Consider the following 13565-nt stretch of genomic DNA (forward strand, 5'->3'; position numbering starts at 1 on the left):
AAAGTGCCCGCGCCAGCAGCCGGCGGAGGATAAAAATGGCCGCGGAATCGCGGCCATTGTCGTCTGGTGGCGAAGAAGCCTGGCTCGTAATGCGCGTCAGGCGAAGGTCACGGCGCTGCGCCGGTCGGCACGCTCGAGGTGGGGCACGTTGTTGAAGCTCAGCAGCCGCTGCACGCCGCGCCCGACGATGATCTCGCAGAACGCGGTATTGCGGAACTGCAGGTTCATCTCGATCGCGGCCTGCGCCGGCGCGCCGAGCAGGTCGGCGGTGGCACGGCCGATGGCGCCGCCCGAGCTGACCACCAGGATCGCATCCTCGCGCGTGGTGCCCTCGCTGGCCTGCGCCAGCGCGCCGGCAATGCGGGCGCCGAAGTCGGCCCAGCTCTCGGGCATGTCGGCCAGCCCGTCCTGCGTCCAGGCCGCATAGGCGGCGCGGAAGGTGCGCCAGTAATCGTTGTAGTCGCCGTTCTGGTGGGCGCGGTGGTCGGCGCCGCCGGTGTGGCAGCGGTACAGCGCCTCGCCGTCGTATTCATTCAGGCCGGGATGCGAGATCACCGCAGCCTGCGACTGCCCCATGCCGGCCAGGATTTCGGTGGCGGTATCCTGCTGGCGCACCAGCGTGCCGGCCACTACCCGGCTGAAGCTGACCCCGCGCTCGGCGAAATACTCGCCAAGCCAGCGCGCCTGCTGGCGGCCGGTGGCCGACAGGCAGTCGTAGTTGGCGGCGCCAAACGAGGCTTGTCCGTGACGGACGAGGAAAAGCGTGGCCATGAGCGGTCCCGATGAGCATGGAGGCGGAAAGGGCTGCCTCGGCGCGGGGCCGGGCGTGGGCACATTCTAGGGAGCGCCGGCGCTACCGCCAAGCAAGCGCCGCGCAATTCATAGCAGCCATGGCCCGGCTGCATTACCCGGGCAGGCTCAGGCCGTCCCGGTCGGCTTGACGTCGAGATAGCCAGCCATCAGGCGGCTCAACTCGCTGATCAGCCGCTCGTCGTCCAGGTGCAGCGGGCCGGAATCGTTGAGCACCGCGTTGACCAGCACGCTGAATACGGCCTGCATGGCAAAGCGCACCCGCAGTTCGGCGGTGTCGGCGGGCAGCGGCAGGCGCGGCACCAGCAACTGCACCATGCGCTCGACGATGGCTTCGCCGTTCTGGCGGTGGGGCAGCCATTCCTCGGGGCGCGTGGAGGCATGGCGCAGCGACGCGCGCATCACGCCACGGTTGGCCAGCGTGCCGAGCACCATGAAGCGCGCGGCCTTTTCCAGCAGCACCGGCGTGGCGACATCTTCCCAGCGTTCCTGCGCCAGGTAGCGGTCGATCGAGGCCGAGGTCTCTTCCATCACCAGCGCGCGCAGCGCCTCGAAATAGGCCATCTTGTCGCGGAAGCGCCCGTAGAAGGCGCCCACCGAGACCTGGCACGCCGCCGCGATCTGCGCCACCGAGACCGCGGCGAAGTCGCGCGTGGCAAGCAGTTCGCGGCCTGCGCCCAGCAAGGCCTGTTCGGTCTCGCGCGCACGGCGCTGGCGCGGTGGCTGCAGGATCGAGGGGGTGTCGATACGGGGGAAGGAAGCGTTGGCGGGGAAGCTGGAAGGCGTCGCTGACATGGTCATATTTCCGTATTCGAATTCGGATTCGAATTCGAAAATACCGGTGCGCACCGCAACGCGTCAAGGGGTTTTGTCGGTCGGCCCTGCAAAAGTCCCGGCCGGATGCCGTGCCGCGCACGACGGTCCGAGCCGCGTGCCTTGCGCGCTGCCGGGCCCATCGATCAGGGCATTCTGAATGCAAGCGCGGTAAGACGAGGGTTCAGCCGAACCGCGGGCTCAGCTCGTCGCGCATCCAGTCGATAAAGGCGCGGGTGCGCGCCGGCAGCAGCCGCGCGTGGGGATAGATCAGCGACAGCGGCCACGCCGGCAGCTCGAAGTCCTCCAGCACGATGCGCAGCTTGCGCTCTTCCACCAGTTGCGCAACCTGGTACGACAGGAAATGGCCGAAGCCGGCGCCGGCGGCACAGGCAGCTACGGCGGGCGCGGTCTGGTTGAACTCCAGGTTGCCCGTGACCGGCACGTGGAACTCGCGCGCGCCGTCGCGGAACGACCACCAGTGCGCATGGTTGCCGGTGAAGCGAACGCAGTTGGCGCTGGCCAGCTCGTCCGGGTGGCGCGGCACGCCGTGCTTGCGCAGGTAGGCGGGCGTGGCGACCACCACGCGGCGGATGCGGCCGACGGATTGCGCCACCAATGTGGAGTCGGCCAGCGGGCCGATGCGCACGCCGACGTCGAGGTCTTCCTCGAGCAGGTTCACCACGCGGTCGGTGAATTCCATGCGGCAGCGCACGCGCGGATAGCGCTGCACGAAGCGCGTCACCGCCGGCGCCACGTACATCTGGCCGAACAGCACCGAGGCGGTCAGCGTGAGCTGGCCACTGGGCTCGACATGGCTCGCGGTCAGGCCCGCTTCGACTTCATCGATATTGGCCAGGATGCGCCGGCAGCCGTCCAGGTAGTTGCGCCCTTCGGCGGTGAGCGACAGCCGCCGCGTGGTGCGGTTGAGCAGCCGCACCTGCAGCGCGGATTCGAGCGCCGCCAGCGTGCGCACCACCGCCGGCAACGAGGTATGCAGCGACGTCGCGGCGGCCGTCAGGCTGCCTTCGTCGACGATCCGCACAAAGGTCTGCATCGCGCGTAGCTTGTCCATGGCGCCAGACATTACTCCATTTTCTGGAGTAGTCAAATATCAATGGCCCCATTTATTCCAGTGTCGCCGGCGCCGAGAATCCGTCCATACCAACCGCTCAGGAGAGTGCCATGCAACATACCAATCCGCCCGCAGTGCCCGCCAGGCCGCTGGTGCTGTACCGTTCGCCGGTGTCCGGCCACGCGCATCGCGCCGAACTGATGCTGGGGCTGCTGGGCTTGCCCTACCGGCTGGTGGAAGTCGACCTGCGCGGCGGCGAGCAACGCAGCGAGGCCTTCCTGCGCCTGAACCCGTTCGGCCAGGTGCCGGTGCTGGACGACGACGGCGTGGTGCTGGGCGATTCCAACGCGATCCTGGTCTACCTGGCCACGCGCTATGACGACGGCCGCTGGCTGCCGCGAGATCCGGTCGGCGCCGCCCGCGTGCAGCGCTGGCTGTCGGTGGCTGCCGGCGAGATTGCGTTCGGCCCGGCCGCCGCGCGCCTGGGCGTGCTGTTCGGGCGGCCGGTGCCGATGGAAGATGCCGTCGCCCGCGCACAGCGGCTGTTCACGCTGATGGAGCCGCTGCTGGCCGCGCAGCCGTTCCTGGCCGCCGATCACGCCACCATTGCCGATGTCGCCGCCTACAGCTATATCGCCCGCGCCGAGGAAGGCAACGTGGCGCTGGCGCCGTACCCGGCGCTCAATGCCTGGCTGCGCCGCGTGGAAGCATTGCCCGGCTTTGTGCCGATGGTGGTATCGAAGGCCAGCCTGGCCGCCTAGCCATTGCCACCGGCGAGCGTCACGCCATTCCCGTTGCCAAGGAGCCAATCATGGACCTGCCCGCCTGGCCGCATGCCGGCCTGCCATTCCACGCCGGCGAACTCGCCGCGCAACAGCGCGCCGGCAAGCGCGAGCGCATGGCCGCGGCAGGCCCGCGCGTGATCCGCGGCGAGATGCCGGAACAGCATCGCACGTTCTTCGCCCAACTGCCGTTCCTGCTGGCCGGCGCGGTCGATGCCGACGGCAGGCCGTGGGCCACGCTGCTGGTCGGCCCGCCCGGGTTTGCGCGGACGCCGGACGCCACGCACCTGCGCATCGACGCGGTGCCGTTGCCCGGCGATCCGCTGGCCGCGGCGCTGGAGCAGGGCGCCCGCATCGGGCTGCTTGGCATCGAGCTGCCCACGCGCCGGCGCAACCGCATGAACGGGATCATTGTGGCGCGCGATCGGGTGGGGCTGACAGTCGAGGTCGAGCAGAGCTTCGGCAACTGCCCGCGCTATATCCAGCTGCGCGAAGTCGCCGCGGCCGAGGCTGCCACAGCGCCGGCGGTGTGGCACGGCGACGCCCTCGACGCGCATGCCAGCGCCTGGCTGCGCGGCGCCGATACGCTGTTCATCGCGTCCAGCCATATCGCGACGCCGCAAGACGAGGGCGAGCACACCGGCGGTGTCGATGTCTCGCACCGGGGCGGCAAGCCCGGCTTTATCCGCGTGGACGACGCCCATACCCTGACGTTCCCGGACTTCAACGGCAACAACTTCTTCAACACGGTTGGCAACCTGATCGCCGACCCGCGTGCGGGCATCGTCGTGCCTGACTTTGCCGACGGTTCCTTGCTGCATGTTGGGGGGCGCGCCGAAGTGATCTGGGACGGCGAGGAACTGGCCGCCTACGCCGGCGCCGAACGGCTGGTGCGGCTGCATGTCGAGCGCGCGGTGCGGCGCGAGCGCGTGTTGCCGTTGCGCTTCGCCTTCCGGGAATTCTCGCCGGTGCTGGCCGATACCGGCGCATGGCCGGAACGCTGAGGGCGGTGGCAAGCGGATCGGGCGAGGGCCGGGTTCAGCCACGCGCCCGGTATTTGAGCGCGGCGCAGCGCCCGGCCAGCGCGGTGATGCAGCAGGCGTCGCCGCGCCACTCACCGCCGGTCACGATGCCATTGGGATCCGCTACCAGCTTGCGCTGGCATTGCCCCGGCACAGGCGTGCGCTCCATGCCGGCATCGCGCGGGCCGCTGCCCGGCGGGCGCGCGGCCGGCACGGAATCGGTCCAGACGTAGGCGGTGCCGCCGGGAAGGGCCTGCACGGCCTGCGGCGGACCCCACTGGCGCTTTGCTTCATCGACGGGAACGCTCTTCCAGGAATCGATGACGTCTTGCATCGCGCCGGTCCCGATCCCGGCGCAGGCCGCCGTCAACGTTGCCGCGCCCAGGACCGCGACGCGCGCATGCCTGCGCGCCACGGCGCGGGCGGCAAACGCAAATCGGGCTGGATTGGCGGGCATGGGGCTCCACATCGGCGCAGCCCACGGCAAGGGGCGGTCTGTGCAGACTAGTGGAGCCGTCACATCGTTCGCAAGGGGCGTTTGGGGCCTGGCGTACGGATTGCCGGGGTCCGCGGCCCGGCAGGCTTACTCGGCAAACAAGCCGAGGGTTTGCTGCCCTGCGGTGGCAGGGGGCTTGCGCGCAGCATGCGTCGATGCCGTGCGTGCAGGGCGCGGGGCTTCAGCGTGCGTCTCTGGCGCGGTCAGCGTGAAATCCCGGCGCACCGACAGCGGCACCGCGTCCGGCATCCATTGCTCCCGGCGCGGCGCCAGGATCTGGTAGGTGTCCAGGTCGAAATGCGCGGGCGCGGTGGCCAGTGCGCCGGCGTCCTCCAGCGTTTCCGCGCAGCCGAGGTAGCACCACTCGTCGACGACATGCCACCATGCGCGCGCGCCGTGTTGCTCGCGCCAGGCCACCGGGCCGTCGAACGGCCATGGCACCAGCGCGATCGGTCCCAGCGCGGCGGCCAGACGGGCACGATGTTCACGCGACGTTTCCACGCCGACGCAGGCGCCGGCGCAGCGGTGGACCTGGCGCGCAAAGCAGGGGCTGCCACGGCGCGTGGTCTTTTCCAGCGACAGCGTGGCCAGGCACAGGCCGTGCTCCTTGGCCAGCGTGCGCAACCGTGCCTCGGCCGCGCCACGGCTGCCGAAGACGCCGAACAGGTCGCGATGCCGGCAGAAGTCCGTGTCGCGATCCGAGCGCAGGCGCGGCACCGGCAACTGCTGCGGCAACTCCCATGCGTACAGGCGCGTATTCCGGCGCAGCAGCTGATTGTGCACCGGCTGCATGGCCTTGACGAGCCGGGCTTCCAGCAACAGCGCGCCGGTTTCGCCGCCGGTCTCCCGCCATTCGACCCGGCGCACCAGCCGCGCCAGCCGCATATCGTTGCCATGGCGGTAGTCGCCGGAAAAATGGGCGCCAATGCGCTGGCGCAGGTGCACGCTCTTGCCGACATAGAGCGGCACGTCCTGGTCGCCATAGAAGATATAGACACCCGGGGTGGCGGGCACGTCTTCGAGCGCGGTCTCCTCCAGCCCGGCCGGCAGGCTGGCGCGCCGCACCAGGGTGCGCACGGCCGCTTCCACCAGCTCGACCGAATAGGTGGCATGGATCTTCTGCCAGAACTGCCACAGCAGCTCGGCATCGGCCAGCGCGCGGTGCCGGCCCTTGGGCAGCAGGCCGAAGCGGGCGATCAGTGCGTCCAGGCCATGGCGTTCCACCGACGGGAACAGGGAGCGCGAGAGCCTGACGGTGCACAGCACGTCGGCCCGGAACGTCACGCCGGCGCGCCGGAACGCGTTCTTCAGGAAGCCGTAGTCGAAGCGTGCGTTATGGGCCACGAACAGGCGGCCCTGCAGTCGCTCCGCGAGCGACTCGGCCAGGGATTCGAAGGTGGGCTGACCGAGCACCATGTCGTCGCTGATGCCGGTCATACGCTGGATAAACGGCGGGATCGACATGCCGGGGTCGAGCAGGGTCTCCCATTCGACGATACCGTCGGGGCCGACTTCCACCACGCCGATCTCGGTGATGCGGTCGCGCTGGGCGTCCGCGCCAGTGGTTTCCAGGTCGACAAAGACGATAGGACGCGACAGTGCCGCGGCCAGCGAGTGGGCGTCCAGCAGGCGGGTACCGTCCGCTGGCAGGCGAGACGGTTGATAGGTAGGCAGCTCAGGCATTTGCCGATTTTAAGGGGCCGCCGATGGCGGCACGAAGAAGTTTTCAAATACCACTTGCCAACCCCGCCGCGCTCGCTTACTATTCGCCCCCTCGCAACACAACGCGGCCCCTGCAAGGCAGGCGCAGCAAGGGTTGCGGGGTCGGCCGGGAGGTTGGCGCAGCGAGGTTTGCAGCGCCGGCCGCAGCAAAAAAGTTTGCTGAAACGGTTGACGAAACGAAGAAAGCTCTGCATAATCTCGTTTCTCTGCTGCAGACAACGCAGCGCGCTGAACGGCAAAGCCGGATGGCGAAGTTCTTTAACAAACAAACAACCGATAAGTGTGGGCGCTGGGTAGCGGACGCCGCTGTCTACGGACAGTGAGGCTTCAAGTTATACAGTGCTCGCACAGCAAAACGTGACCGGGTCTTCGGATCTGGTCAGTCAGTTTTCTGAGAGTGAGCGACCGCTCGAAAGAGCGAGGGTCTTCGGACCCACACAGAGATTGAACTGAAGAGTTTGATCCTGGCTCAGATTGAACGCTGGCGGCATGCCTTACACATGCAAGTCGAACGGCAGCGCGGGCTTCGGCCTGGCGGCGAGTGGCGAACGGGTGAGTAATACATCGGAACGTGCCCTGTCGTGGGGGATAACTAGTCGAAAGATTAGCTAATACCGCATACGACCTGAGGGTGAAAGCGGGGGACCGCAAGGCCTCGCGCGACAGGAGCGGCCGATGTCTGATTAGCTAGTTGGTGGGGTAAAGGCCTACCAAGGCGACGATCAGTAGCTGGTCTGAGAGGACGATCAGCCACACTGGGACTGAGACACGGCCCAGACTCCTACGGGAGGCAGCAGTGGGGAATTTTGGACAATGGGGGCAACCCTGATCCAGCAATGCCGCGTGTGTGAAGAAGGCCTTCGGGTTGTAAAGCACTTTTGTCCGGAAAGAAATGGCGCTGGTTAATACCCGGCGTCGATGACGGTACCGGAAGAATAAGCACCGGCTAACTACGTGCCAGCAGCCGCGGTAATACGTAGGGTGCGAGCGTTAATCGGAATTACTGGGCGTAAAGCGTGCGCAGGCGGTTTGATAAGACAGGCGTGAAATCCCCGAGCTCAACTTGGGAATGGCGCTTGTGACTGTCAGGCTAGAGTATGTCAGAGGGGGGTAGAATTCCACGTGTAGCAGTGAAATGCGTAGAGATGTGGAGGAATACCGATGGCGAAGGCAGCCCCCTGGGACGTCACTGACGCTCATGCACGAAAGCGTGGGGAGCAAACAGGATTAGATACCCTGGTAGTCCACGCCCTAAACGATGTCAACTAGTTGTTGGGGATTCATTTCTTCAGTAACGTAGCTAACGCGTGAAGTTGACCGCCTGGGGAGTACGGTCGCAAGATTAAAACTCAAAGGAATTGACGGGGACCCGCACAAGCGGTGGATGATGTGGATTAATTCGATGCAACGCGAAAAACCTTACCTACCCTTGACATGCCACTAACGAAGCAGAGATGCATTAGGTGCCCGAAAGGGAAAGTGGACACAGGTGCTGCATGGCTGTCGTCAGCTCGTGTCGTGAGATGTTGGGTTAAGTCCCGCAACGAGCGCAACCCTTGTCTCTAGTTGCTACGCAAGAGCACTCTAGAGAGACTGCCGGTGACAAACCGGAGGAAGGTGGGGATGACGTCAAGTCCTCATGGCCCTTATGGGTAGGGCTTCACACGTCATACAATGGTGCGTACAGAGGGTTGCCAACCCGCGAGGGGGAGCTAATCCCAGAAAACGCATCGTAGTCCGGATCGTAGTCTGCAACTCGACTACGTGAAGCTGGAATCGCTAGTAATCGCGGATCAGCATGCCGCGGTGAATACGTTCCCGGGTCTTGTACACACCGCCCGTCACACCATGGGAGTGGGTTTTGCCAGAAGTAGTTAGCCTAACCGCAAGGAGGGCGATTACCACGGCAGGGTTCATGACTGGGGTGAAGTCGTAACAAGGTAGCCGTATCGGAAGGTGCGGCTGGATCACCTCCTTTCCAGAGGCTTGTGTCTCAAGCCTAGCGTTCACACTTATCGGTTTGTTTGCTGTTACAGCCAAGGGTCTGTAGCTCAGGTGGTTAGAGCACCGTCTTGATAAGGCGGGGGTCGTAGGTTCAAGTCCTACCAGACCCACCAAGTTATCCGGAAGGGGGATTAGCTCAGCTGGGAGAGCACCTGCTTTGCAAGCAGGGGGTCGTCGGTTCGATCCCGTCATCCTCCACCACTACCTGGTACCTTGGTTTGGTTGGCCAAATGCAAGCGCTTAAGACTTGAGCGTTTGCATTTGGCATTGCCAAGCGATCTAACGATCGGCTGTTCTTTAACAATATGGGATGTAGTAAAGGTGTCGCGCGAGCGTTGATGAGACGCACATGTAGTTTAACGTGATACCGGGTTGTGATTGTATCAACCAAAGTATTTAAGTGATCGAAAGATGACTTGGAATACGGCACAAATGCGAGAACTCAACCTGTAGTGAGCGTGTCGATGAGACACACTTGTTATAGGGTCAAGCGAACAAGTGCATGTGGTGGATGCCTTGGCGATCACAGGCGATGAAGGACGCGGTAGCCTGCGAAAAGCTTCGGGGAGCTGGCAAACAAGCTTTGATCCGGAGATGTCCGAATGGGGAAACCCGGCCCGTATGGGTCATCCCACACTGAATCCATAGGTGTGGGAAGCGAACGCGGCGAACTGAAACATCTAAGTAGCTGCAGGAACAGAAATCAACCGAGATTCCCAAAGTAGTGGCGAACGAAATGGGAAGAGCCTTGCACTCTTTAGCAGGACTGTTAGCAAAACGGGATGGAAAGCCCGGCCATAGCAGGTGATAGCCCTGTATGCGAAAACAGACTTGTGGAACTAGGTGTGCGACAAGTAGGGCGGGACACGTGAAATCCTGTCTGAAGATGGGGGGACCATCCTCCAAGGCTAAATACTCGTGATCGACCGATAGTGAACCAGTACCGTGAGGGAAAGGCGAAAAGAACCCCGGGAGGGGAGTGAAATAGATCCTGAAACCGCATGCATACAAACAGTCGGAGCCTCGTAAGGGGTGACGGCGTACCTTTTGTATAATGGGTCAGCGACTTACATTCAGTGGCAAGCTTAACCGATTAGGGAAGGCGTAGCGAAAGCGAGTCCGAACAGGGCGTTGAGTCGCTGGGTGTAGACCCGAAACCAGATGATCTATCCATGGCCAGGTTGAAGGTGCGGTAACACGTACTGGAGGACCGAACCCACTAACGTTGAAAAGTTAGGGGATGAGCTGTGGATAGGGGTGAAAGGCTAAACAAATCTGGAAATAGCTGGTTCTCTCCGAAAACTATTTAGGTAGTGCCTCGTGTCTCACCTTCGGGGGTAGAGCACTGTCATGGTTGGGGGGTCTATTGCTGATTACCCCGCCATAGCAAACTCCGAATACCGAAGAGTGCAATCACGGGAGACAGACATCGGGTGCTAACGTCCGGTGTCAAGAGGGAAACAACCCAGACCGCCAGCTAAGGTCCCCAAATATAGCTAAGTGGGAAACGAAGTGGGAAGGCTAAAACAGTCAGGAGGTTGGCTTAGAAGCAGCCACCCTTTAAAGAAAGCGTAATAGCTCACTGATCGAGTCGTCCTGCGCGGAAGATGTAACGGGGCTAAGCTATATACCGAAGCTGCGGACGCACGCAAGTGCGTGGTAGGAGAGCGTTCTGTAAGCCTGTGAAGGTGTCTTGTAAAGGATGCTGGAGGTATCAGAAGTGCGAATGCTGACATGAGTAGCGATAAAGGGGGTGAAAGGCCCCCTCGCCGTAAGCCCAAGGTTTCCTACGCAACGTTCATCGGCGTAGGGTGAGTCGGCCCCTAAGGCGAGGCAGAGATGCGTAGCTGATGGGAAGCAGGTTAATATTCCTGCACCGTCGTATGATGCGATGGGGGGACGGATCGCGGAAGGTTGTCCGGGTGTTGGAAGTCCCGGTCCCTGCATTGGAGAAGGCGCTCAGGCAAATCCGGGCGCGGGATTCAAGAGTGTGGGGCGAGCGGCCTAGTGCTGCGAAGCAATTGGAAGTGGTTCCAAGAAAAGCCTCTAAGCTTCAGTCATACGAGACCGTACCGCAAACCGACACAGGTGGGCGAGATGAGTATTCTAAGGCGCTTGAGAGAACTCGGGAGAAGGAACTCGGCAAATTGGTACCGTAACTTCGGGATAAGGTACGCCCTGGTAGCTTGACTGGCCTGCGCCAGAAGGGTGAAGGGGTTGCAATAAAATGGTGGCTGCGACTGTTTAATAAAAACACAGCACTCTGCAAACACGAAAGTGGACGTATAGGGTGTGACGCCTGCCCGGTGCCGGAAGATTAAATGATGGGGTGCAAGCTCTTGATTGAAGTCCCGGTAAACGGCGGCCGTAACTATAACGGTCCTAAGGTAGCGAAATTCCTTGTCGGGTAAGTTCCGACCTGCACGAATGGCGTAACGATGGCCACACTGTCTCCTCCCGAGACTCAGCGAAGTTGAAGTGTTTGTGATGATGCAATCTCCCCGCGGCTAGACGGAAAGACCCCATGAACCTTTACTGTAGCTTTGCATTGGACTTTGAACCGATCTGTGTAGGATAGGTGGGAGGCTTTGAAGCGTGGACGCTAGTCTACGTGGAGCCGTCCTTGAAATACCACCCTGGTTTGTTTGAGGTTCTAACCTTGGCCCGTGAATCCGGGTCGGGGACAGTGCATGGTAGGCAGTTTGACTGGGGCGGTCTCCTCCCAAAGTGTAACGGAGGAGTTCGAAGGTACGCTTGGTACGGTCGGACATCGTACCTAAAGTGCAATGGCAAAAGCGTGCTTAACTGCGAGACCGACAAGTCGAGCAGGTGCGAAAGCAGGACATAGTGATCCGGTGGTTCTGAATGGAAGGGCCATCGCTCAACGGATAAAAGGTACTCTGGGGATAACAGGCTGATACCGCCCAAGAGTTCATATCGACGGCGGTGTTTGGCACCTCGATGTCGGCTCATCTCATCCTGGGGCTGTAGCCGGTCCCAAGGGTATGGCTGTTCGCCATTTAAAGAGGTACGTGAGCTGGGTTTAAAACGTCGTGAGACAGTTTGGTCCCTATCTGCCGTGGGCGTTGGAATCTTGACGGGGGCTGCTCCTAGTACGAGAGGACCGGAGTGGACGTACCGCTGGTGTACCTGTTGTCTCGCCAGAGGCATCGCAGGGTAGCTATGTACGGAAGAGATAACCGCTGAAAGCATCTAAGCGGGAAACTCGCCTGAAGATGAGGATTCCCTGGCGGCTTGACCGCCTTGAAGGGTCGTTCGAGACCAGGACGTTGATAGGCTGGGTGTGGAAGCGCAGTAATGCGTTAAGCTAACCAGTACTAATTGCCCGTAAGGCTTGATCCTATAACCAGTGTGTTTCACCTGGTGAGCGATCGCCTTGTGCCTCGATACACACAACCAACACTACATCCCGATTCGTGACGCTGTCCCCACGACAGCGCCACAACCCCTCATGCCTGGTGACCATAGCGAGTTGGAACCACCCCTTCCCATCCCGAACAGGTCCGTGAAACGACTCCGCGCCGATGATAGTGCGGATTACCCGTGTGAAAGTAGGTCATCGCCAGGCTCTTATTGTGCAAAACCCCTCGACAGCGTGTGCTGCGAGGGGTTTTGTCTTTGGCGCGGCCAGATCGTGCGGCCGTGTTCTCGCTAGAGCGTGCGCCGCACCGTGGCACTCAGGATCGCGCCAGCCAGGCATAGTCCGCCCAGCAAGGCCGCGGCCGGCGTGACACCGTATGTTGCCGACGCGCTTGCGGCAACGGGCAACAGCACCAGTACGGCCACGTTATTGACGCTCTCCGAGGCCGCCAGCACCTTTCCTTTGTTCGCACCCCCCCGCTGCGCGAGGATGGCGGTGCTGGCAGGTGCCGCGATACCCAGCGCCGCTCCCCAGACCAGCAGACATCCCAGCGCCGCCGGCAGTCCAATGGCGGCAGTCAGGAACAATGTCATGGAGCCGGCGACCACCACGGCAGCGAAAAACAGGGTGTTCTCGTCGCGCTGGTAACGCCGGCTGGCATGTCCTGCCAGCATATTGCCGATCGCCAGCCCCAGACCGAATACCGAAACGGCAATGCCGACGGATCCCACTTCCAGCTGATATCGCATCCGCAACACTTCTCCCGCAAAGACATAGCCCGCAACTGCGCTGCCATTCCAGGCGCCTTTTGCGAGCAGAAGCGTGAAGATGCCGGAGCTTGCCTTCTTGCTGGAAGACAATTTCCCGGTCGCGCAGGAGCGTGGCATATCGCGCGGAATCACATGCCAGCCTGCCGTGAAGGCCGCAAGGCAGCTGACGGCGATCATCATAAACGGCGCGCGCCACCCCCAGGCCTCCACCAGCAAACCGGCCACGGCGGGCCCAGCCGCAATCCCCGCCGTCATGCCGAGCATGACGCCACCCATGGCGCCGGCTTGTCTCGCCTGCGGAATCCGATCGGCGATCACGGCGAAGACGGTCGGGATGGTCGCGGCCGCGGCCAGGCCGCTCAGAATGCGCAGGGCCATGGCGGCCCGCAGGGTCGGCACCAGCGTCAGCGCAATGCTATCCACCGCGAACAACAGCATGGCAGTGAGCAGCACCCCGCGGCGTCCGGCGCGATCCGAGAGCCAACCCATCAACGGCGCCGCCGCGGCGTAGGACAAGGCGTATGCCGAGACCAGTCCCGAGGCATGCGCCGGGGACGTGTTGAAGGCCGATGCGAGCGGGGCCAGCATCGGTGCGAGCATGAACTCCGCTGCCCCGACCATGCAGACGCAAAGGGCCAGGACGGGCAGAAGGAACGGAGATGGCATGCGGAAACTCCGGGGATGAGATG

General features: G+C 62.8%; 8 protein-coding genes, 2 tRNA genes and 3 rRNA genes. 7 read left to right on the forward strand and 6 right to left on the reverse strand.

All coding sequences use genetic code 11. The features are described 5' to 3' along the window. Positions 1–96 precede the first annotated feature (96 nt). From CBM2586_RS20115 to CBM2586_RS20125, 3 genes are all read right to left on the reverse strand, one after another. Positions 97–771 carry a histidine phosphatase family protein gene (locus tag CBM2586_RS20115; RefSeq protein ID WP_115665230.1) on the reverse strand — a complete coding sequence of 225 codons (675 nt, stop codon included), beginning with the start codon at positions 769–771 and terminating at the stop codon, positions 97–99. 147 nt (positions 772–918) lie between these two features. Then, complete coding sequence (locus CBM2586_RS20120) at positions 919–1605, reverse strand: TetR/AcrR family transcriptional regulator (RefSeq protein WP_115666473.1); 687 nt, start codon at positions 1603–1605, stop codon at positions 919–921. Between the two features lie 202 nt (positions 1606–1807). Next, positions 1808–2710: a LysR family transcriptional regulator gene (locus CBM2586_RS20125; protein ID WP_115689428.1), complete on the reverse strand. Its 903-nt coding sequence runs from the start codon at positions 2708–2710 to the stop codon at positions 1808–1810. 98 nt (positions 2711–2808) lie between these two features. Between CBM2586_RS20125 and CBM2586_RS20130 the strand changes: the two genes are divergently transcribed. Next, positions 2809–3459 carry a glutathione S-transferase family protein gene (locus CBM2586_RS20130; protein ID WP_115665228.1) on the forward strand — a complete coding sequence of 217 codons (651 nt, stop codon included), beginning with the start codon at positions 2809–2811 and terminating at the stop codon, positions 3457–3459. Positions 3460–3509: 50 nt separating this feature from the next. After that, positions 3510–4484 (forward strand): pyridoxamine 5'-phosphate oxidase family protein, encoded by a 975-nt coding sequence (locus CBM2586_RS20135; RefSeq protein WP_115689430.1) that lies wholly within the window; start codon positions 3510–3512, stop codon positions 4482–4484. A 34-nt stretch (positions 4485–4518) separates the two neighbouring features. Here CBM2586_RS20135 and CBM2586_RS20140 read toward each other — a convergent pair whose 3' ends face one another. Together CBM2586_RS20140 and CBM2586_RS20145 are read right to left on the reverse strand one after the other, a co-directional pair. Continuing rightward, entirely contained in the window at positions 4519–4959 is a 441-nt protein-coding gene (locus CBM2586_RS20140) for a hypothetical protein (protein WP_115665226.1), read from the reverse strand. Positions 4960–5085: 126 nt separating this feature from the next. Next, on the reverse strand, positions 5086–6681 hold the full coding sequence (locus CBM2586_RS20145) for a 3'-5' exonuclease family protein (RefSeq protein WP_115689432.1): 1596 nt from the start codon (positions 6679–6681) through the stop codon (positions 5086–5088). A 485-nt stretch (positions 6682–7166) separates the two neighbouring features. Here CBM2586_RS20145 and CBM2586_RS20150 point away from each other — a divergent pair. The 5 genes from CBM2586_RS20150 to rrf all read left to right on the forward strand — a co-directional run bounded on the left by CBM2586_RS20150 (position 7167) and on the right by rrf (position 12313). Further along, a 16S ribosomal RNA gene (locus CBM2586_RS20150) occupies positions 7167–8698 on the forward strand. 62 nt (positions 8699–8760) lie between these two features. Next, positions 8761–8837 (forward strand) — tRNA-Ile (locus CBM2586_RS20155). Between the two features lie 12 nt (positions 8838–8849). After that, positions 8850–8925, forward strand: a tRNA-Ala gene (locus CBM2586_RS20160). 283 nt (positions 8926–9208) lie between these two features. Further along, positions 9209–12087: ribosomal RNA gene (locus tag CBM2586_RS20165) — 23S ribosomal RNA — on the forward strand. 112 nt (positions 12088–12199) lie between these two features. Continuing rightward, a 5S ribosomal RNA gene (rrf, locus tag CBM2586_RS20170) occupies positions 12200–12313 on the forward strand. Together the 16S, 23S and 5S rRNA genes with 2 tRNA genes alongside form the textbook arrangement of a ribosomal RNA operon. 83 nt (positions 12314–12396) lie before the next feature. Here rrf and CBM2586_RS20175 read toward each other — a convergent pair. Continuing rightward, positions 12397–13542 carry an MFS transporter gene (locus CBM2586_RS20175; RefSeq protein ID WP_115689434.1) on the reverse strand — a complete coding sequence of 382 codons (1146 nt, stop codon included), beginning with the start codon at positions 13540–13542 and terminating at the stop codon, positions 12397–12399. Positions 13543–13565: the final 23 nt, after the last annotated feature.

Source organism: Cupriavidus taiwanensis (assembly GCF_900250115.1).
Lineage (GTDB): Bacteria > Pseudomonadota > Gammaproteobacteria > Burkholderiales > Burkholderiaceae > Cupriavidus > Cupriavidus taiwanensis_B.